This window comes from Streptomyces sp. NBC_00554 (genome assembly GCF_041431135.1).
Classification (GTDB): Bacteria; Actinomycetota; Actinomycetes; order Streptomycetales; family Streptomycetaceae; genus Streptomyces.
In genome coordinates this window covers 9081973-9102634 of record NZ_CP107799.1, presented here as the reverse complement: position 1 = coordinate 9102634, position 20662 = coordinate 9081973, and the positions used below count along the sequence as shown (strand labels likewise).

The window sequence follows — 20662 nt, the reverse complement described above, 5'->3', positions numbered from 1 at the left end:
GGGGACTCCCTTCATGCACGCCGATCTCTCCCGCTCCACGTTCCGTCCGGAGCGGCACTATTCCGCGGTCATCGCCCAGCAGGGCCGCGTCCAGCTCGACGCCGACGCCAATGAGCAAACCGCGATCGAGCTCCACCGGGCGCGCACGCTCGCCGCCGACCTCATAGGCCGGCACGGCGGGCCGCGCGACGCCGCGGGCTTCCGCATCCAGTACGTGGGCGGCAAGCACGACATCGACACCCTGAACATCTACGGCGGCCGCTACTACGTCGACGGAATCCTGTGCGACGCGGACCGGCCCGCGCTCGGCGTGCCGGTGCCGGACGAGGACGCCGCGGACGATGGCGCGGAGGCCGTGGTGCCGCCCGCGTTCTGGACGTACTGGGACCAGCCGGACGGCTTCCGTGACCCGGAGAAGCCGGGCGACCGGCTGCCGTCACCCGCCCAGGCTCCCTTCGTGGTCTATCTGTCGGTGTGGGAGCGCGCGGTCACCGCTGCGGAGGACCCGGCGCTGCGCGAGGTGGCGCTCGGCTCGGCGATGCCGGACACGGCGGCCCGCTCGAAGGTGGTCTGGCAGGTCCTGCCGCTGACCCTCGCCGCGCTCGGCGTGGAGGAGACCGACCCCACCAAGGAGCAGGTGAGCGCCAAGTTCCTCCAGTGGGCGCGTGACCGGAGTGCCCCTTCCGCCAATCTCGCGGCCCGCGCCCAGCGGCCCGACCACGCGGACGAGGACCCTTGCCTGGTCAAGCCGGACGCCCGCTACCGCGGCCCGGAGAACCAGCTCTACCGGGTGGAGGTGCACGCCGGGGGACCGGCCGCCGACGCCACGTTCAAGTGGTCGCGCGAGAACGGCTCGGTCGTCTTCCCCGTCGATGAACTGGACGGCACCTGGGTGCGGTTGGCCTCGCTCGGCCAGGACGACAAGCTGGATCTGGACGTGGGCGACCAGGTGGAGTTCACCGACACCGCGTACGCCTCCCGCCTGGAGGCACTCCCCCTGCTGCGGGTCGAGGAGCTGGACCTGCCGGGCCGCCGGGTGCGGCTGTCCGCCGAACCGGAGCCCGGCGTCGGACGGCTGCCCCACCTGCACCCGTTCCTGCGCCGCTGGGACCACCAGGCGGGCCCCAAGCGCAAGGGCCGCACAGCCGGACTGCGGGACGGGGCGATCCGCGTCGAGGAGGGCGAATGGCTGCCCCTCGAGGACGGCGTCGAGGTGTACTTCGCCAAGGGCGGCAACTATCGCACCGGCGACCACTGGATCATCCCGGCCCGCACCGCGACCGGCAGCGTCGAGTGGCCCGTGAACGACGCGCGAAAGCCGCTGCTCCAGGCCCCCGCGGGCATCGCCCGGCACTTCGCGCCGCTGGCCCTGGTGAAGGGCGAGGACGCTCCCGTCGACCTGCGGCTCGCTTTCACCACGCTCGCGCACAGCATCCCGGCCGCGGACGAGGCCGCGCTCGCCGCGGAGGCGCTCGCGGCGGAGGAGGAATCCACGGCGGAGGCCGTCGACGCGCCCAATCCGCGCTCCCAGACCACGGCAGAGGCGGAAGCCGCAGCGGAAGGAGGCAAGTGATGGCCAAGCCGATGAGTGCGTCCAAACTGGTGGAGATCCTGCGCGCGGAGGGCGTGACGGTCCACGAGGTACGCAACTGGCGTACGCACAACCGCAATTCGAAGGGTCCGTGGGGCCCGATGAACGGCGTGATGATCCACCACACCGTCACCTCGGGCACCGACTCGTCCGTGTCCCTCTGCTACAACGGCTACTCGGCCCTGCCCGGCCCGCTGTGCCACGGCGTGATCGACAAGAAGGGCCACGTCCACCTGGTCGGCAACGGCCGCGCCAACCACGCGGGCCTCGGCGACGGCGACGTCCTGCGCGCCGTCGTCAACGAGACGAAGCTGCCGCCGGACAACGAGGCCGACACCGACGGCAACCGCCACTTCTACGGCTTCGAGTGCGTCAACCTCGGCAACGGCAAGGACCCTTGGCCCGAGGCGCAGAAGGAAGCCATCGAGAAGGTCTCGGCCGCGATCTGCCGCCACTACGGCTGGAGCGAGCGTTCCGTCATCGGCCACAAGGAGTGGCAGCCGGGCAAACAGGACCCGCGCGGTTTCACGATGGACGGTATGCGCTCCCGTATCGGGGACCGTCTGAAGGGCAGGCCGAGCGGTGGCTCGAGCCCCGACCCCAAGCCGCAGCCCAAGCCCTCGTACGAGCCGTTCCCCGGCGCCGGTTTCTTCCAGGTCGGCCGCCACGACCCGCTGATCACCGCCATGGGCAAGCGCCTGGTCGCCGAGGGCTGCGGCCGTTACGAGGATGGCCCGAGCCCCAACTGGACGGACGCGGACCGCAAGTCCTACACGGCCTGGCAGCACAAGCTGGGCTTCAAGGGCAAGGACGCGGACGGAATTCCGGGGAAGGTCAGTTGGGAGAAGCTGAAGGTACCGGCGTCGTAACGGCGGAGAGCGCGCGATCTGCCCGCCGGCAGGCGGGCAGACGATCGCCGTTCACGCACTTCCTGAAGGCTCGGCCGGCGACGCGGGGGCCTCGGCCACTGCGCGCCACACCTCCGCGGCGAGATCGAGCATTCCCGCCTGCTGGACCTGCGCGGCGAGACTCCGCACCCGTGGCAGAGCGCCCTCGTTTCCGGCGGCGGCGTCGAGCAGCCCGCGGAGCACCTCGAGCCGGATGCGGTCACGGTAGGAAAGCAGCTCGAGGCCTTCCTCCGCGCGCCGGCACAACTCGCACGCCTCGCCCGTTTCGCCCTTCTGGAAAGCGAGTTGGGCCCGCAGAAACAGATACTCGTGATGGTGTCGAGGGGTGCCGGCCAGACCGAGAGCGGGCTCGACGGCCCGCAGACAGGCATCGGCCTCCTCGATCCGGGGAGGACCGGCCTGCAGTGCGAGAGACGCCGCCGCCAGCCGCAGTCGCATCCACAGCGTCAGGTCCTCGCGGCTGTCGAGTGCGGCCAGGGCCCGCTGGAGCTGCGCAGTGGCCTGCTCGTAGTGGCCGAGACGCGTTTGGACCGTCGCCGCGACCCAGAAGGACTCCGCGGCGAGCGCGCCTTCGGTACGCGGGAGCGAGTCGATCACGTCGGAACTCTGCCGGACCGCCTCCGCGAGGTTGCCCAGTTCGGCTTCGACCGAGGCCAACAGGAGCTTGCTGCGCAGCAGTTCGGTGGCAGGCACATGAAGGCGATGCCGTTCGCTCAGCTCGAGAGCCTCGCGTACCCCTTGCCTGGCCGACTCCGCGTCACCCAGGTTGCGGACCGTCCGAGCGAACCTGATCCGTGAATGCACCCTGAGCAGCGGGCGCTCCATGACGTCGCTGAGATCCCTCATCTCCTGGAGCACATCACGCTCGTCCTCGTAGTCGCCGAGCGCCCCGTGCAACCGCGCGAGCTGGGAGAGAGCCTGCCAGCGGGTCTGCGGGTCGACGTCCACGGCCTCGTCGAGGACGTTCTGGAGCATGGTTCGCATCTCGGCGTCACGCTCCTTGTCGAAGACCGTGAAGCTCGCGGCGAGGATGTCCGCCAGGTCGGAGTCGGGCGGCACGTCGAACGACTCGGCCTGAACTCCCAGTCGGTCCACGAGGTACTCGATGGCTCGCTGCGTGGGCGGCCGAGCTCCGGATTCCAACCTGGAGAGGTAGGCGGCGGACATTCCGGGGCCGGTGAGATCCGCCTGTGACTTGCCCAGTTGTCGCCTCAGCTGGCGCAAGCGTCGGCCGAATTCAGGCTGCTCCAGCATCCGCTGCCACCACCTCATGAAATCTTCGCACTTGTCCGGCCCGGAGGGTTGCCAACCCCTGGCAAACATTGCCGGAATAAGGCAACGATTGTACCAGGGGTAGCACCCTCACTCAGCCGGTGCTAGGGCCAGTCGATGTTGCCGTACGCGGACGCCGCCTCGACGACCACCGAGGAACTCTCCGCGGAGACCTGACCGACCTCGGCACTACCGAGCTGAACAGCCACAAGGGCCAGAAGGACGGAAAGGCCGAAACCCGCCGCCACAGGCAGAACAGTCTTCACTTGTTCACTCTCTATCTCACGTCACTTTCAGGACCACACCACCCGCCGTCCCGCAGCGGGCACCCCCTGGGGTCACTGGTGCAGTGGAACGGTAATCGCAGGTCACGGCATCTGGCAAGCATTGACAACTTTCGGCAACTCCCCCTACCTTCAACGGCGACCCGCTGGGACCGCTGGCTCGATCCGGACGCCCGGCCACGACGAAAGGGCCCCGATGACGACCGAGCTGTCCCCCTCCGCAAAGCTGGAAGAACCGGTGCTGGCCTATCACCGCGCCGGAAAGATGGAGGTGTGCGCCACGGTGCCGCTGCGCGGCGCCGAAGACCTCTCACTCGCCTACACCCTGGGAGTGGCCCGGGTGTGCAGCGCGATCGCCGAGAACCCGGAGCTGGCGTACGAGTACACCTGGAAGTCCTCCTCGGTCGCCGTGGTCACCGACGGCACGGCCGTGCTCGGCCTCGGCGACATCGGGCCGGCCGCCTCGCTTCCCGTGATGGAGGGCAAGGCGATCCTGTTCAAGCAGCTCGCGGGCGTCAACGCGGTCCCGATCGCGCTGGACTGCACCGACCCGGACGAGATCGTGGAGACGGTGGCGAGGCTGGCCCCGGCCTTCGGCGGCATCAACCTCGAGGACATCTCCGCGCCGCGCTGCTTCGAGATCGAGCGCAAGCTCCAGGAACGCCTGGACATCCCGGTCTTCCACGACGACCAGCACGGCACGGCCGTCGTCACGCTTGCCGCGCTGTGGAACGCCGCCCGCGTCACCCACCGCGAACTGGCGGATCTGCGCGCCGTGGTGGCCGGGGCCGGCGCCTCCGGCATCGCGGTGGCCCGCATCCTGCTCGACGCGGGCATCGGCGACATCGTGGTCTGCGACAGCAAGGGGATCGTCCACGAAGGACGCGACGACCTCAACCCCGCCAAGCAGGCGCTGGCCCGCGACAGCAACCGTGCGGGCCTCACCGGCTCCATCGGGACCGCGATGCGCGGCGCGGACGTCTTCATCGGGCTCTCCGGCAGCCCGATGGCCGAGGAAGCCTTCCGGGGACTGGCCGCCGACGCGATCGTCTTCGCGCTCTCCAACCCCGACCCGGAGATCCTCCCGGACGCCGCGCGCCGCTACGCGTCCGTTGTCGGCACCGGCCGCTCGGACTTCCCCAACCAGGTCAACAACGTGCTGGCGTTCCCCGGCATCTTCGCCGGAGCACTCCAGGTGCGGGCCACCCGCATCACCGAGTCGATGAAGCTGGCCGCGGCCCGCGCGCTGGCCGACGTGGTCGCGGAGGAACTGACGCCCGACCGCGTCCTGCCCGACTCCTTCGACGCACGCGTGGCGCCGGCCGTCACCCGCGCGGTCGCGGACGCCGCCCGTCGCAGCGGTGTGGCCCGCGTCTGACCCGCGCCGCGCGCGACACAGCACCGAACCACCCGAGGAACGAGAACACATGACACTGCACGCGGTCGTCGGCATCAACTGGGGCGACGAGGGCAAGGGCCGGATGATCGACTACCTGGCCCGCGACGCGGACCTGGTGGTCAGGTACCAGGGCGGCAACAACGCCGGTCACACCGTCATCAACGACCTGGGCACCTTCAAGCTCAGACTGATCCCCTCGGGGATCTTCAACCCGGGCACCGTGAACGTGATCGGCCCCGGCACCGTGCTGGACCTGGAGTCCCTCGACGAGGAGCTCTCCCAGCTGCGTGAGAGCGGCATCGACACCTCCGGACTGCTCATCTCCGACCGGGCCACGGTGTGCTTCCCCTTCCACCGGGACCAGGACGCCTGGGAGGAGGACCGCCTCGCCGACCAGCCCTTCGGCTCCACCCGGCGCGGCATCGCCCCCGTCTACGGGGACCGCTACCTCAAGAAGGCCCTCCAGCTCGGCGAGCTCTTCGACGAGGAACTGCTGCGCCGGCGGCTCGCCCCGGTGATCGAGTGGAAGAACCTCGCGCACAGCGCGCTCTACCCCGAAGCACCGCCGATCTCCCTCGACGACATGGTCAAGTGGGGCCACGAGCACGCGGAGCGGCTGCGCCCGTACGTCCGCGATGTGAGCCCCGGACTCGTCCGCGCCGAGCAGGCGGGCAAGCACATCATGTGCGAGGCCCAGCTCGGCGCGCTGCGCGACATCCTGTACGGGATCTACCCCTACACCACCTCGTCCTCCTCGCTGGCCGGCTACGCCCCGGTCGGCTCGGGCCTGCCCGGCACACCGCTCACCCGGGTGACCGGCGTGATGAAGGCCTTCTCCACCTGTGTCGGCGAAGGCCCGTTCGTCACCGAGGAGTCCGGCCCCTGGGCCGACGCGCTGCGCATGTCGTCCGGTGAGTACGGAGTGAACACCGGACGCCCCCGCAGGATCGGCCACTTCGACGCCGTGGCCTCCCGCTACGGCGTGCTCGTCCAGGGTGCGGGCGAGCTCGCGCTCACCAAGCTCGACAGCCTGAGCGGTCTGCCCGAACTGCGGATCTGCACGGCGTACGAGATCGACGGAGTGCCGGTCGCCGACTTCCCCATGACGCATCTCCTGGACAGGGCCCGGCCGGTCTACGAGACCGTGCCCGGCTGGGACGAGGACATCACCGCGGTGCGGGACTTCGACCGGCTGCCCCCGGCCGCGGCCGCCTATGTGCTGCGCGTGGAGGAGCTCGTCGGCGCTCCCGTCCGGTACGTCTCCGTGGGCCCCGAGCGCGAGCAGCTCATCGACCGCGGTCCGCAGGGCCACTGAGCGCTCCTCCCGACCGCCACCACGAAAGGCTCGCCCAAGCAATGTCAGCCGAAAGCGGCGCAGTACCGCCCCCCGACCGGGCCCGGCGATTCGCGATCGCCGGAATGGGAGCGACCGGTGTCGGCGTCTTCGTCGCGCTGGTCCGCTCCCTGGCCGCGAGTGACCGCGCGGCGGGCGCGGAGATCCATGTCTTCGAGACCAAGGAGCGACTCGGCGCCGGAGTCGCCTACAGCACACCGCACGACTGTCATCTGCTGAACATGCGGGCGTCCACCATGAGCGTCCACGCCGACGATCCCGGCCACTTCGTGCGGTGGCTGACCGCTCACGAGGACGGGGCGCACACCCTCGCGGACACCGACTACGTGCCACGCCGGCTCTTCGCCGCGTATCTCCAGGAGTTCTTCGAGGAAGCGCTCGTCCAGGCGCGGCAGCACGGCACCAAGGTGATCACCCACAAGTCGGTGGTGAGCGACTGCCGCGAGGACTCCCGGGGCATCCATCTGATCGCCGGACTCGACCACTTCGTCTTCGACTACGCCTTCCTCTGCCTGGGCGACCTCCCCTCGACCGAGTACCTGGAGTTCACGAAGGTCCCCACCTACGTCCACTCGATGTGGCACGGCGCGGGGCTCGAAGGGATCGACCCGGACGCCACGGTGGGCATCCTCGGCACCAGCCTGACCGCGGTCGACGCGCTGCTTCAGCTGCGCGGCTCCGGACACCGGGGCGCGATCACCTGCTTCTCCCGGCGCCGCTCACTGCCCAAGGTCCAGGGCCCCCGGGTGCGCCACACCCTGCGCCATGTGACCGAGGAGAACCTGCGGCTGCTCACCGAGGACTTCACCAGGGCGCTGGAGTTCACCGAGGTCGCCGCGCTCTTCCAGCGCGAGCTGGAGGACGGTCTCGGGCTGGCGATCGACTGGTCGCGGGTACTGGCCGAGCCCTCCGCGGCCTTCACCGCCACGCTCGCCAAGGACATCGAACTGGCCGAGAACGGCCAGACGCTCTGGTACTCGATCCTCGACGCCACCTCCGAGGTCGTCCCGCAGGTCTGGCGGGCCATGTCCGCCGAGGCCCGCGCCGCGTTCATCCACAACCATCTGTCGATCTGGTCGATGTTCCGCCACTGCATGCCGCTGGACAACGCACGCAGACTGCTCGTGATGGCCACGGAAGGCGCGTTCGAGGTCGCCAGCGGACTGACGTCGGTGGCGTACGACGAGGAGCGCGAGCTCTTCCGTATCGAGGCGTCACCGGCCGGCGCGGAGGCGGCGGCCTACAAGGTCGACCATCTCGTCAACGCCACCGGCACCGGCTTCGCGCTCGACCGCAGCGACTCCTCGCTGATCCAGAACATGCTGATGCGCGGCGACATCAGCCCCCACCCGCTCGGCGGGATCGACGTCGACTTCGACACCATGCGGGTCGTCCGGCGGGGCGGCTCCCTGTCCGAGCGCGCGCTCTACGTCGGGCCGCTCACCCGCGGCGTGCACTTCTACACCAACTCGTTCGAGACGAACCTCGCGAACGCGCACTGCGCCGTGGCCGCCGTCGTCACCCGGCTCGGTTCGGCCTGAGGCCGCCGCTCCCCACTTCCCGTACACCCATCAGGAGATCCCTTATGCGGGTGGCGTTCTTTGTCGGCAACGACATCACGTCCCACTTGATCGTCGGCCAGGTACTCAGCGACGTACTGCGGGCCGGGCACACCCCGTACATCTGCTACACCCACCAGCAGCCCGGCGCCCGTGCCGAGCCCGAGCTGCGTGAGCTGTTCCGGTACGAGCGGACCCTGCTCAACAGCTGGGTCCACCCCTATCTGGACAGCTTGCCCGCGCCCTTGCACGGGACCCTGCTGTCCCCCGCGGGCATCGCGAAACTCCACCGGGACAAAGCGGTGGTGCGTGTCGTCGAGGACGTCAACGACCCTGCCTTCATCGCCTACTTGGCCGCCGAGGACGTACGCGCCGGATTCTCGGTGCGCTGCTACCAGAAGTTCCGGGCGCCGCTCATCGACCACTTCCGGCCCGAGCCCGGCGAGCCCGCACTCTTCGCGAACCTGCACCCCGGGATCCTGCCGCGGTACCGCGGAGTGCTGACCTTCGCCCGCTCCATGCTCCAGGGCGAGACGGAGGCCGGCTTCACACTGCACCGGGTCAACGAGGACTGGGACGCGGGCGGCATCGTCTCGCTCTCCACCGCCCCGCTCCGCTACGACCGCTCGGTGCTCGAGAACATGACCGACCAGCGCGGGCAGGCCGCCGGACTGCTCCTCGACGCGATCGAGCAGGCCGCGGCCCACGGCCGGTGGACGGACCGCCCCCAGGACCCCGCCGAGGCCGGGTACTACTCGCATCTGCGCCGTGCCGACCTGGACGAGCTGCACCGCAAGGGCATCGAGCTGTTCCGGCCGCGCGCCGTCATCGAGCTGCTGGTCGACGCCTTCACCCGGGCCGGGTCACCGGAGAGCTTCGAACTCCGCGGAATTCTCTCGGGAATCACCAGCCGCCGCCCCGAGGCCGTCGGCGCTCCGGTCTGACCGGCCGCCCGCACCTGCCACCCCTCGGATCCCGATCCCGGATCCGGACTCCAGAACCAGAAGGGACGCCCCCATGGCGTTGGAACGCAATAACATCGAACAGATCCTCAGCGAGATCTGGGAGGACCTGCTCGACGTCGACGTCGAGCCGGACGACGACTTCTTCGAGCTCGGCGGATACTCGCTGCTCATCGTCAACGTCGTGACCGAGGCCCGTAAGCGCGGCCTGGAGATGGCGGCCAACGACATCTACACGCACAAGACACCGTCCGCGATCGCCTCCGCGCTGGGCGGCTCCGGCACCGCCGCGAACGCGGTCCCGGCCGGCGCCGACCCCGACTTCAGCACGGTCTGGGAGACGGGCCTGAGCCCGATGCGGACCGCGCCCTCCCCCACCCTGGTCCCGCTGGCCCCCGAAGGCACCGGCACCCCTGTCTTCTGCTTCCACTGGGGTACCGGCAACGTCCGGTTCATGGCCGACCTTGTCGACAGCTTCCGTGGTGAACGCCCGGCGTACGGACTGGAGATGGCCGGCCTGTGGGGCCGCGAGCGGCCCGCGCTCTCCATCGTGGAGATGGCCTCGCGCTATCTGAAGGAGATCCGCACGGTCCAGCCCGAAGGCCCCTACCTCTTCGTCGGCCCCTGCGCCGGCGGCCGTATCGCGTACGAGATCGCACGACAGCTGGAGGAGAGCGGCGAGCGGGTCGCCGTGCTCGCCGTGATCAACACGATGCCGCCCGGCACCACCGAGCTGGACGCGGCGTGGGGCCTGCGCGAGCTGTACGACTTCCGGCTCACCTCGCTGCGCGACCGCTACGAGGTGCCCGACCTGTTCACGGACCAGGAGCGCGTGATGCGCGGCATGGTCGACATCGCCTGGCTGGACGAGGGCGTCGACCCGGCCGACCTGCACTGGCGCCAGGCGGTGTGGGCAGCGGGCGTCTTCGCCCAGGAGCACTACGAGCCGCGCCCCTACGGCGGTGAGGTCACCGTCATCCAGCTGGCCGAGGACGCGGACCGGCCGGAGGCGGACTGGAGCAGCCTGGCGGGCTCGACCGAGACGCACGCCTTCACCTCGGCCGGAACGCTGGCGCTGCTCCGTGACGCGGCCGTCGCGGAGATCATCGCCAAGAAGCTGGCCGCCCACGGCGCCTGAACGCCCGCGAGCAGATACACCCCTCCCGACCGACGAGACCACGAGGTACACCCAACTGTGGCAAGCAACCCGGCCGTCAACGCGGTCCGCTCCTGGGCGAGCGACCTGGTACCCGCGCGCGGTCCTGCCCGACGGCTCGCCGTACTGACAGTCGTGCAGGCGACCGGATTCGGCCTCTTCCTGAGTTCCAGCGCCATCTTCTTCCGGAGCACCATCGGACTGTCGGCGGGCCAGGTCGGCTTCGGTCTCTCCGCCGCCGGCCTGGCCGGGATGCTCTTCACGGTGCCCATCGGCCGGCTCGCCGACCGCTTCGGTCCCCGGCTGCCACTGCTCGTCTCCTACGCCGCGCTGGCCGTGCTGTTCGCCGCCTACTGCGGTGTCACGGGGTTCGCCGGATTCCTGGTGCTCGCGGCGCTCATCTCGGTCTGTGAGACCTCGTCCCATCCGCTGCGGATGGCCCTCACCCACCAGGTGTTCCAGGAGGACGAACGGGTCCGCGTCAGCGCCCAGATGCGCAGCGTCTTCAATGTGGGCTTCATGCTCGGCGCGGCGATCGCGGGCGGCGCGCTCGCGGTCGGCAGCCGTACCGCCTTCTACGCGGTCGCCCTGATCACCGCGCTGGCCCACGCCTGCTGCGCCCTGATCACCTGGCGACTGCCGGCCCAGAAGCAGGAAGCCGAGGCGGTCGGGGCGCCCAAGGGGGCTCAACCCCGTTCCGGGCTACGGGACTTCAGGTTCGTCTCGCTCGCGCTGCTGTGCGGCGTGCTCGAGTTCTACCAGCCCATCCTGACCGTCGCCCTGCCTCTGTGGATCATCACTCACACCGAGGCCCCTAGCTCGGTCAACGCGGTTCTCCTGCTGCTCGACACGGTTCTGGTCATCGCCTTCCAGGTGGCGGCCAGCCGGGGTGCGGAGACCGCTCCGGGCGCGGCCCGGATGCTGCGCCGCTCCGGGCTGCTGCTCGCGGCCTGCTGTCTGGTGTTCGCCGTGACGCAGGACATCCCGGCCGTGGTGGCCGTGCCACTGCTGCTCGTCGGGACCGCCGTGCTCGTACTCGGCGAGCTCAGCCAGGCCGCCGGTTCGTGGGGGCTCTCCCTCCATCTGCCCCCGGAGGGGAAGCAGGGCGAGTACCAGGGGGTGTTCGCGCTGGGCCGTGGTCTGCAGCAGACCGCGGGCCCCTTCCTCGTGACCGCCCTCGCGGTCGGCCAAGGCCGGCTCGGCTGGATGATCCTGGCGGCCGTGCTGCTGCTCGCGGGCCTGGCCTGCCCTCCGCTGGCCCGTTCGGCCGAGGCGGCCAAGGCGAAGGCCGCCTCCGCTGCCGAAGGGCGGAACGCCGCCGAACCGGAGCCCGCGCGCTGACCCGGAGTCCGCGCCCACCGTGCCTTCTCCCGAGAACTGTGAGACTCGCATGAGCAACACCACCAACGTGCCCCGCCTCGATGTCGCCACGTCGTTGCCCGAGTTGTTCCGCCTGGTGGCGGCCGACCACCCAGACGCCGAAGCCATCCACGACGACGGCCACACACTCACCTACGCCGAACTCGACACCGCCTCCGACCGACTCGCCGCCCGACTCACCCAACAAGGCCTCCACCAAGGCGACCTCGTCGGCCTCCTCCTCGAACGCTCCGCCGACATCCCCGTCGGCATCCTCGCCGTGATGAAGGCCGGTGCGGCGTACGTGCCGCTCGACCCCACCTACCCGCACGAACGACTCCGCTACATGGTCGAAGACGCAGGCGTCACCACCGTCATCGGCGACCCGGAACAGGCCACCGAACGCGGCCTCGACAACGTCACCGTCCTCACCCCCTACGACGACGGAACCATCCACCTCACCGCTCCCGCACTTGAGTTGACCGGCAGCGAGCCCGCCTACGTCATCTACACGTCGGGCTCCACCGGCAACCCCAAGGGCTGCGTCGTCACACACCACAACGTGCTGTCGCTGCTCCGCGGGGCGCTTCCGCTGTTCGACGTGACCGCCGACGACCGCTGGGCCCTCTTCCACTCCTTCAGCTTCGACGTCTCCGTCTGGGAATTCTGGGCCTCCATGGCAACGGGTGCTACGGCGGTCACGGTGCCGCTGCGCATCGCCCAGTCCCCGGCCGAGTTCCTCGGTCTTCTGGCGCGGCAGCGGGTCACCGTACTGGGCCAGGTGCCGTCCGTCTTCCGCTCAATGGCCATGGCGTTCGAGGAGTCCGGGCGCCCCGAACTCGCCCTGCGCTACGTCGTGTTCGCCGGAGAGAGCGTCGATCTCGACGTGGTCAGCGAGTTCCTGCGGTCCGTCCCCGGCACCGCACCGACCGCCGTGAACATGTACGGGCCGACGGAGACGACCGTCTACGCCACGCACCGCATCCTCACCCAGACCGACTTCGACGGCACCGTCCGCTCCCCCATCGGCGCCGGACTCCCCCACCTCCAACTCGAAATCCGCGACGAGGATCTGCGAATACTCCCGGACGGCGAGACCGGCGAACTCCTCATAGCGGGCACAGGTGTTGCCGACGGCTACCTCGGCCGACCCGAACTCACCGCCGAACGATTCACCACCCTCGACAGCCCCCAAGGCCCCCAGCGCTACTACCGCACCGGCGACCTCGCACGGAAACTCCCCGACGGATCCTTCGAATACCTCGGCCGCAACGACCAGCAGATCAAACTCCGCGGACATCGCATCGAACTCGGCGAGGTCGAAGCCGCACTCCGCACCCACGAGTGGATCCGCGATGTGGCCGCCACGGTGACCACCACCACGGCAGGCGCGACGTTCTTCGTCGCCTGCGCGGTGCTCGGCGAGGACGCACCCGCCGATCCGGCGAGTGCGCTTCGCCGCCACGCCATGGCCGTACTGCCGCGCTACATGGTGCCCGACCGCTACCTGGCCGTCCCGGAACTCCCGCTCACCGGCTCGGGGAAGCTCGACCGCAAAGCCCTGACCGCGCTGGCGCTGGAGCCGCCGCGGACCGAGCAGGCATCGGCGGAGCCGACGGGCGACCCGTACATCGACCTGGTCGCGGAGGTCTTCGCGGAGATACTCGACCTGCCCGGCGTCGCACCGGACGCCGACTTCACGTCCCTGGGCGGCAGTTCGCTCGGCGCGGGCCGGGTCTGCGCCCGACTCGCGGCGCGCAGGAAGCACCCGGTACCTGTTTCCGCGTTGTATCTGCATCCGACGCCGGCGGCGCTCGGCGCCTGGTTGCACACCGTGGAACCCACCGCCGCCGTGGACGACCCCACGCAGGGTGCCACCGGCCTGACGCCGCTCACCCCGGCCCAGGAGGGCTTCCTCGTCCGGCAGCTCATGTCACCGGCCGATCTGGCCGGGCACTGCCTCGGCGCCTGGCTGATCGAGGGTGACCTCGACCGGCCTGCGCTGGCGCTCGCCCTGGCCGACGTGCACGGCCGGCACCCCGCGCTGCACTCCACGTATGCGACGGAGCGAGGACGTGCCTATACGGAGCCCGGCGAATCGTCGGCCCCGGACCTGGTGCCGCTGCCCACAGCCTCGTCGGCGGCCGAGGCGCTGACGTCCGTACGCGCCGCACTCGCCGTGCCGCTCGACCCGACGGCGGGCCGACTGTGGCATGCCGTCCTCGCACCCGTCGCAGACGGCAGCGCTGTGTTCGGCTACGTCGTGCACCACGTGGCGTTCGACGGCTGGTCCGAGTCCGTGCTGACCGCCGACCTCGCCACCGCCTACAACGCGCGGCGCGCCGGAAACGTACCCGACCACCCCGCCGTACCCTCCGCCGCCGAGGCCTGGGCGATGCGTGCGGCGCACCTGCGGTCCGCCGACCTGGACGACCAGCGCGCACGGCTCAAGGCCGAACTCCAGGGAGTGCCCGAGCTCAACTTTCCCGGGACGCCGGGAGTCACAGCAGCGGCGGACGTGCCCGAGGTACTGCGCGTCGAAGTGCCCCTCGGGGCGGCGGAGACCGCCGCACTCGACCGGCAGGCAGCCGCGGCCGGGCTCACCCGCTTCCCGCTGCTCCTCGCCCGCTACGCCCAGGCCCTGGCCGAGCTGACCGGCCAGGACGACTTCGGTATCGGGGTCCCGGTGGCCCAGCGGATCGACACCCGGCTGGAGTCGGCCGTCGGCTGCCATATCGGCACGGTCTGCGTCCGCGTGCGGGGTGCCGTGACGGCCGGGGACGGTGCGGCCGTGACCGAGGCCGGACGGCTGGTCCGGGAGGCTTTCGCCTGCCAGGACGTGGGGATCCCCGAGGTGGTCCGGCTGGTGAACCCGCCGCGTTCCGACCGCTCGCCGTTCTTCCAGACCCTCTTCGCCTACCAGGACAACGCGCAGGCGCAGCCGGCGCTCGACGGTGTGCGCGCCGAGTTCGTCCGACTGCCCTACCTCGGTATCCCGGCGGAGATCCAGGCCGAGGTGTGGCCCGTCGGCGATGGTCTGCGCGTCGTGATCAACGCCTTGGTGCCGCAGGTCCCCGCCGACTTCGCACACGGTCTCGCCAAGACGTTCGCCGATCTGCTCCGGGCCGGCAGCTCCGCGTGACACGCGCCGCGGAACACACATCACCCGACCCCAAAAAGAAGCTGTGAGACTCGCATGAGCAACACCTCCGACGTGCCCCGCCTCCGGCCGCACCTCGATGTCGCCACGTCGCTGCCCGAGTTGTTCCGCCTGGTGGCGGCCGACCGTCCGCACGCCGAAGCCATCCACGACGACGGCCACACACTCACCTACACGGAACTCGACACCGCCTCCGACCGACTCGCGTCACGACTCACCCAACAGGGCGTCGGCCGCGGCGACTTGGTCGGCCTGCTCCTCGAACGCTCCGCCGACATCCCCGTCGGCATACTCGCCGTGATGAAGGCCGGTGCGGCGTACGTCCCACTCGACCCCACCTACCCCCACGAACGACTCCGCTACATGGTCGAAGACGCCGGAGTCACCACCATCATCGGCAACCCCGAACAAGCCACCGACCGCGGCCTCGACAACGTCACCGTCCTCACCCCCTACGACGACGGAACCAGCGAACTCACGCCCCCTGCCCTTGAGTTGACCGGCACTGACCCCGCCTACGTCATCTACACGTCCGGCTCGACCGGCAACCCCAAGGGCTGCGTCGTCACCCACCACAACGTGCTGTCACTCCTACGCGGAGCCCTCCCCCTCTTCGACGTCACCGCCGACGACCGCTGGGCCCTCTTCCACTCCTTCAGCTTCGACGTCTCCGTCTGGGAATTCTGGGCCTCCATGGCCACCGGCGCCACCGCGGTCACCGTCCCCCTGCGCATCGCACAATCCCCGGCCGACTTCCTCACCCTGCTGTCCGAACAGCAGGTCACCGTTCTCGGCCAGGTGCCATCCGTCTTCCGCTCACTGGCCATGGCCCACGAGGAAGCAGGACACCCCGAACTCGCCCTGCGCTACCTGGTGTTCGCCGGAGAAAGCGTGGACCTGGACGTGGTCAGCGCCTTCCTCAAGACCTACCCGGGCACCGCGCCGACCGCGGTCAACATGTACGGGCCGACGGAGACGACCGTCTACGCCACCCACCGCATCCTGACGGAGGCCGACTTCGACGGCTCCGTCCGCTCCCCCATCGGCGCCGGACTCCCCCACCTCCAACTCGAAATCCGCGACGAGGATCTACGAATACTCCCGGACGGCGAAACCGGCGAACTCCTCATAGCGGGCACAGGTGTTGCCGACGGCTACCTCGGCCGACCCGAACTCACCGCCGAACGCTTCACCACCCTCGACAGCCCCCAAGGCCCCCGCCGTTACTACCGCACCGGCGACCTCGCACGGAAACTCCCCGACGGCTCCTTCGAATACCTCGGCCGCAACGACCAGCAGATCAAACTCCGCGGATACCGCATCGAGCTCGGCGAGGTCGAGGCCGCACTCCGCACCCACCCCACCGTCAAGGACGCCGCCGTCACGGTGATCACCACTGCGGCAGGCGCGACGTTCTTCGTCGCCTGCGTCGTGCAGGCGGAGGGCGCACCCGAGAAGCCTGCGAACGAGCTTCGCCGCCACGCCCAGACCGTACTGCCGCGGTACATGGTGCCCGACCGCTACCAGGTGGTGGAGGCACTGCCGCTCACCGGTTCCGGAAAGCTCGACCGCAAGGCTCTCGACGTGCTGGCGTCGACCCGCCCGTCCCGTTCCGCCCGCCGCTCGGTCTCCTAGCCGTTCCCCGGGTCGACGGCTCTCGCACCCCCTCACCCGCACGCCCTGAGGCGACACACCAACTCCCTCAGGGGCACACCATCATGCCTATTTGGAGCATCGTGAACACCTTCGACCTGGCCATCATCGGTGCCGGGCCCGCCGGACTGGCCGCCGCCCAGCGGCTGGCCGGCTCGCCGCTCAGTGTCGCGCTGATCGACAGCGGCAAGCCCGTCACCGAGCGCGACCGGTACGCCGCCGCCGACATGACGCGCGGCCATGGAGGAGCGGGGCTCTTCTCGGACGGCAAGTTCTCGTTCTTCCCCTCGGCCAGCGAGCTGTGGACCCTGCCGCGCGCCGGCGATCTGCGGGACGCGTACACCTGGACCTGTGAACTCCTGGGCTCCTACGGGCTGGACACTCCTCCGTTCCCGTCCGATCCGACCGCCTACACGGTCGGCGCCGGAGAATGGATCCTCAAGGAGTACCCGTCGGACTACCTGTCTCTGGAGGCACGGCTGCGGCTGACCGCCGACATGGTCGCCGCGACCGATGCCACGGTCCTCGACGAGTTCGAGGTCGAGAACGCGGAGTACGACCGCGACGCGGACCACTTCCGGCTGGCACTGCGCGACTCCAAGGGCCAGGAGTCGGAACTGGTCGCCCGTCGACTCCTCCTGGCCAGTGGCAGGTTCGGCCCGCTCGGCCTGCGTGAACTGACCCAGGAGCGGTCCTTCCGCCGACTTGAGGTGGGGTTCCGGATCGAGCAGCCGGCCGACAAGGCGTTCTTCCGGGACATGAAGCAGCTCGACCCCAAACTGCGCTTCCGCGAAGGCGACGGCAGTGTGGAGTGGCGGACGTTCTGCGCCTGCCGTGACGGTGAGGCGGCGCTCACCGAGACCCAGGGTCTGTGGACCGTCTCCGGCCGCTCGGACTGCCCCGCCACGGGCCGTTCCAACGTGGGCTTCAACACCCGGATTCTGGACGAGACCGTGGCCAGGCGGGCGCTGGCGCCGGCGCTCGCCGCGATGGGCGACGAGGAGTCCTACTTCGTCCTGTCGATGGACGCGATCGTGAACGAGGAACCGGAGCAACTGGCGGCCTTCGACCGCGTCTACGGGCCGGAGCTGCGCGAGATCATGCTGCGCGGCTTGTCCCGCCTCGCGGAGGCCTACCCGGTCCTGCGGGACAACAGGACCCGGCTCATCGGCCCCACCCTCGAAGGCGTGGGCTGGTATCCGAAGGTGGACGGTGACCTCCGGCTGCTCGACAGCCCGGCGTGGGTCGCCGGTGATGCCTGCGGTCTGTTCCGGGGCATAGTTGCAGCCATGATCAGCGGTCACTACGCGGCGGATTCGGCGCTGCGGGAACTGGCGGGATCCCTGTGACGACCGCGTCTCCTGGGCGCCGTACTCCCGTTGTCGGCGTCGGAGCCTTGCTGCTGCGGCCCGACGGCGCCGTGCTAATCGGCCACCGGATCAAGCAGGGGGAGCCCGAGACCTGGTGCCTGCCCGGAGGCCACGTCGAGGCGGGCGAGTCGTTCGAGGCGGCCGCGGTCCGGGAGATCGCGGAGGAGAGCGGCATCCGCGAGGTGACGGACGCGCGGACCTTCACCGTCGTGCTGCACACCGCGGCCGACCGTACCCAGGTGACCGCGGGTGTCGTGGCCCGGGTGACGGCGCGGGAGGCGGTACCGGCCGCCCTGGAGCCGGAGGTCTTCGACCGGTGGATCTGGGCCCGCCCCAAGGACCTCCCCGCTCCGCTGTTCCCGGCCAGTGCCGCACTGCTCGCCGTGTGGCTGGGCAGCCCGGTCCCGGAGGGCTGGATGCCGTACCCGGCAGTGCTTCCGCACGGCGGGCCGGGGCTTCGATGAGCCGGCTGCACGTGTTCGACATGGACGGCACGCTGCTGCGTGGCACCACCGCCAGTCTGGAGATCGCGCGCCGACTGGGGTGCGCGACCGATCTCGTACGCCTGGAGGAATCCTTTGCCACCGGGGCCGTCGACCCGTTCGGCTTCGCCTCCGAGGTCTGCCGGCTCTGGCGGGGCCTCACGCCACGGATCACTCAGGAAGTGTTCGACCGCGCGCCATGGATCGGCGGACTGCACGAGGTACTCGCGGACATCCGGCGACGCGGTGAGCGCTCGGTCGTGGTGACGCTGTCGCCCGACTTCTTCGCCGACCGACTGGCGGCCTTCGGGGTGGACGAGGTCGTGGCATCCCGTTTTCCCCCACTGCCGCTGACCACCGCACCGGACCCGGCAGGGATCCTCACCCCGACGGGCAAGGTGACGGCCGTTGACCGGATTCGCCGGGTCCTGGGCATCGACCGCAACTCCTGTGTCGCGTACGGCGATTCAGGGTCCGACATCCCGCTGTTCCGCGAGCTCGGGCACACCGTGGCCGTGAACGCCACCGCAAGCCTGCGCGAACTCGCACGGTTCCACTACGACGGCGACGACCTGCGCGAGGCCTACCGCTTGGCCAGGGCCGATCCGCCGACTCCCGATCCCGTGCCCTCGCCCACGCTGCCGTCATCCAAGTTGCCGTCGCCCACGCTGCCGTCGCCCACGTCCAAGGAGCCCACGTACCCATGAGTCCGGCAATATCGCAGGAGAGTCCGGAAACGTCAGTGGACGGATTCCGTTTCGACCTGCGGGCGTGGGCGGCCCTGCTCGTGCTCTGCACAGCGATCCTCTTCGAGGGGATGAGCCTGTCGAGCATCAACGTGCAGCTGGCCGGCATCCAGCACGGCCTTGAACTCCGCCCGGATCAGCTGCAGTTGGTGGCCGGAGCGTTTCTCACCACCTATGCGGGGCTGCTCCTCCTCGGCGGCAAGTGCGCCGACCGGTGGGGGCGACGTCGTACGTTCCTCATCGGCGTGGCGCTCTTCGGCGTGAGCTCGCTCGCCGCGGCGCTCGCCCAGGAACCAGTACTGCTCATCACCGCCCGGGCGCTGCAGGGAGTGGGCGCGGCCCTCACCTCCCCCGCGGCCGTGGCACTGATCGTCACCCGCTTTCCGGAGGGCGCCGCACGCAACCGGGCCCTGGGGGTCTTCAGCGCCATGGGCGCGGCGGGCTTCTCCCTCGGCGTCGTCATCGGCGGCGCGCTCACCCAGGGTTTCGGCTGGCGGGGCGCGTTCTTCCTGTACGTACCCCTGAGCCTGCTGGTCCTGGCTCTCGCCCCCCGTGTCCTGGACCGCGACAGCCACAGCACGACAGCCCGGAGCCGGATCGCATGGCTGCCCGCGCTGCTGATCACCGGCGGGCTGATCGCCATGGTGTACGCCGTGGGGCGGCTCGGCACCGGATCCACCACCGGGATCGCGGTCGTCGGCGGTACGGGCCTCGCGGCGACCGTCGCGTTCTTCGCGAGCCAGGCCCGGTCCTCGACGCCCCTGCTGCCGCTGTCCCTCCTCGCCGACCGCCGTATGGTCGCGGCCTGTGTCGCACTCGGCGGTGCGTTCGCGGGAATCACGGGCGCGATGTTCCTGGTCGCCATCGATCTGCAGGACCGCCAGGGCTATTCCGCCCTGGCGGCGGGCCTCGCCTTCCTGCCCCAGGGACTGGCGGTGGGCATCCTCTCCACCCCTGCGGCGCGCCTGGCGAACCGCCATCCCGCAACCCGGCTGCTGCTCGTCGGACTCAGCGTCGTCACGGCGGGGCAGCTGCTCTACACCACTGTGGAGAACGGCAGTTACCTGACGCAGCTGCTGCCCGCGGCCCTCCTGGTCGGAGCGGGCATCGCCGTGACCTACCCGGCCGCGGTCATGCTGGCCAGTGCCGCCGCGTCCCTCGACGACCAGGGCACCGCGTCCGGCGCCCTCACCGCTGCCCAACAGGCCGGCGGCGCACTGGGAGTCGCGGCGGTGACCGCTCTCCAGAGCATCGCACCCGGCAGCTTCTGGACCGGATCGATCAGCCTGTGGGGATGCTTCGCCTTCGTCGCCGTCGCGCTCCTCGGCTGCTCCGCGCTGCTCCGGCACGGCGACGGACGGAACAGCTGACCTCCACCACGAGAGCAAAGCGTGTGGGGCGAGTGCG

The 20662-nt window shown here is 70.2% G+C and carries 16 protein-coding genes; 14 read left to right on the top strand and 2 right to left on the bottom strand.

The window, feature by feature from the left end:
- The first annotated feature begins 13 nt into the window (after nucleotides 1-13).
- A complete protein-coding gene (locus OG266_RS40410) occupies nucleotides 14-1573 on the top strand; it encodes a DUF6519 domain-containing protein (protein ID WP_371551909.1) in 1560 nt (519 codons plus the stop codon).
- Nucleotides 1573-2460 carry a peptidoglycan-binding protein gene (locus OG266_RS40405; RefSeq protein WP_371551908.1) on the top strand — a complete coding sequence of 296 codons (888 nt, stop codon included), beginning with the start codon at nucleotides 1573-1575 and terminating at the stop codon, nucleotides 2458-2460. The genes OG266_RS40410 and OG266_RS40405 overlap by 1 nt, the downstream gene beginning before the upstream one ends.
- 51 nt (nucleotides 2461-2511) lie before the next feature.
- Here OG266_RS40405 and OG266_RS40400 read toward each other — a convergent pair whose 3' ends face one another.
- A complete protein-coding gene (locus OG266_RS40400) occupies nucleotides 2512-3753 on the bottom strand; it encodes a helix-turn-helix domain-containing protein (RefSeq protein ID WP_371551907.1) in 1242 nt (413 codons plus the stop codon).
- Nucleotides 3754-3875: 122 nt separating this feature from the next.
- Nucleotides 3876-4037, bottom strand: a complete 162-nt coding sequence (locus tag OG266_RS40395; RefSeq protein ID WP_371551906.1) for a hypothetical protein — start codon at nucleotides 4035-4037, stop codon at nucleotides 3876-3878.
- Between the two features lie 214 nt (nucleotides 4038-4251).
- Here OG266_RS40395 and OG266_RS40390 point away from each other — a divergent pair, with 214 nt between their 5' ends.
- The 12 genes from OG266_RS40390 to OG266_RS40335 all read left to right on the top strand — a co-directional run bounded on the left by OG266_RS40390 (nucleotide 4252) and on the right by OG266_RS40335 (nucleotide 20625).
- The gene (locus OG266_RS40390; RefSeq protein ID WP_371551905.1) at nucleotides 4252-5433 is read left to right on the top strand and encodes an NADP-dependent malic enzyme; all 1182 of its coding nucleotides are present in this window, start codon (nucleotides 4252-4254) and stop codon (nucleotides 5431-5433) included.
- A gap of 49 nt (nucleotides 5434-5482) precedes the next feature.
- On the top strand, nucleotides 5483-6769 hold the full coding sequence (locus tag OG266_RS40385) for an adenylosuccinate synthase (RefSeq protein ID WP_266469181.1): 1287 nt from the start codon (nucleotides 5483-5485) through the stop codon (nucleotides 6767-6769).
- A gap of 104 nt (nucleotides 6770-6873) precedes the next feature.
- Entirely contained in the window at nucleotides 6874-8349 is a 1476-nt protein-coding gene (locus tag OG266_RS40380; RefSeq protein WP_371551904.1) for an FAD/NAD(P)-binding protein, read from the top strand.
- A gap of 50 nt (nucleotides 8350-8399) precedes the next feature.
- Nucleotides 8400-9311, top strand: a complete 912-nt coding sequence (locus tag OG266_RS40375; RefSeq protein ID WP_371551903.1) for a formyltransferase family protein — start codon at nucleotides 8400-8402, stop codon at nucleotides 9309-9311.
- Nucleotides 9312-9384: 73 nt separating this feature from the next.
- Nucleotides 9385-10467 (top strand): thioesterase domain-containing protein, encoded by a 1083-nt coding sequence (locus OG266_RS40370; protein WP_371551902.1) that lies wholly within the window; start codon nucleotides 9385-9387, stop codon nucleotides 10465-10467.
- Nucleotides 10468-10524: 57 nt separating this feature from the next.
- Entirely contained in the window at nucleotides 10525-11826 is a 1302-nt protein-coding gene (locus OG266_RS40365; RefSeq protein ID WP_371551901.1) for an MFS transporter, read from the top strand.
- A gap of 49 nt (nucleotides 11827-11875) precedes the next feature.
- Nucleotides 11876-14986: an amino acid adenylation domain-containing protein gene (locus OG266_RS40360; RefSeq protein ID WP_371551900.1), complete on the top strand. Its 3111-nt coding sequence runs from the start codon at nucleotides 11876-11878 to the stop codon at nucleotides 14984-14986.
- 54 nt (nucleotides 14987-15040) lie between these two features.
- On the top strand, nucleotides 15041-16639 hold the full coding sequence (locus tag OG266_RS40355; RefSeq protein ID WP_371551899.1) for an amino acid adenylation domain-containing protein: 1599 nt from the start codon (nucleotides 15041-15043) through the stop codon (nucleotides 16637-16639).
- Nucleotides 16640-16722: 83 nt separating this feature from the next.
- Complete coding sequence (locus OG266_RS40350; protein WP_371551898.1) at nucleotides 16723-18006, top strand: FAD-binding protein; 1284 nt, start codon at nucleotides 16723-16725, stop codon at nucleotides 18004-18006.
- On the top strand, nucleotides 18003-18491 hold the full coding sequence (locus OG266_RS40345; protein ID WP_371551897.1) for an NUDIX hydrolase: 489 nt from the start codon (nucleotides 18003-18005) through the stop codon (nucleotides 18489-18491). The genes OG266_RS40350 and OG266_RS40345 overlap by 4 nt, the downstream gene beginning before the upstream one ends.
- Entirely contained in the window at nucleotides 18488-19216 is a 729-nt protein-coding gene (locus OG266_RS40340) for an HAD family hydrolase (protein ID WP_371551896.1), read from the top strand. Before OG266_RS40345 ends, OG266_RS40340 begins: the two co-directional genes overlap by 4 nt.
- Entirely contained in the window at nucleotides 19213-20625 is a 1413-nt protein-coding gene (locus tag OG266_RS40335; RefSeq protein WP_371551895.1) for an MFS transporter, read from the top strand. Before OG266_RS40340 ends, OG266_RS40335 begins: the two co-directional genes overlap by 4 nt.
- Nucleotides 20626-20662: the final 37 nt, after the last annotated feature.

Coding starts and splice junctions, on each gene's coding strand:
- OG266_RS40410 (WP_371551909.1), top strand. CDS start 14: ATGCACGCCGATCTCTCCCGCTCCACGTTCCGTCCGGAGCGGCACTAT.
- OG266_RS40405 (WP_371551908.1), top strand. CDS start 1,573: ATGGCCAAGCCGATGAGTGCGTCCAAACTGGTGGAGATCCTGCGCGCG.
- OG266_RS40400 (WP_371551907.1), bottom strand. CDS start 3,753: ATGCTGGAGCAGCCTGAATTCGGCCGACGCTTGCGCCAGCTGAGGCGA.
- OG266_RS40390 (WP_371551905.1), top strand. CDS start 4,252: ATGACGACCGAGCTGTCCCCCTCCGCAAAGCTGGAAGAACCGGTGCTG.
- OG266_RS40385 (WP_266469181.1), top strand. CDS start 5,483: ATGACACTGCACGCGGTCGTCGGCATCAACTGGGGCGACGAGGGCAAG.
- OG266_RS40380 (WP_371551904.1), top strand. CDS start 6,874: ATGGGAGCGACCGGTGTCGGCGTCTTCGTCGCGCTGGTCCGCTCCCTG.
- OG266_RS40370 (WP_371551902.1), top strand. CDS start 9,385: ATGGCGTTGGAACGCAATAACATCGAACAGATCCTCAGCGAGATCTGG.
- OG266_RS40360 (WP_371551900.1), top strand. CDS start 11,876: ATGAGCAACACCACCAACGTGCCCCGCCTCGATGTCGCCACGTCGTTG.
- OG266_RS40355 (WP_371551899.1), top strand. CDS start 15,041: ATGAGCAACACCTCCGACGTGCCCCGCCTCCGGCCGCACCTCGATGTC.
- OG266_RS40350 (WP_371551898.1), top strand. CDS start 16,723: ATGCCTATTTGGAGCATCGTGAACACCTTCGACCTGGCCATCATCGGT.
- OG266_RS40340 (WP_371551896.1), top strand. CDS start 18,488: ATGAGCCGGCTGCACGTGTTCGACATGGACGGCACGCTGCTGCGTGGC.
- OG266_RS40335 (WP_371551895.1), top strand. CDS start 19,213: ATGAGTCCGGCAATATCGCAGGAGAGTCCGGAAACGTCAGTGGACGGA.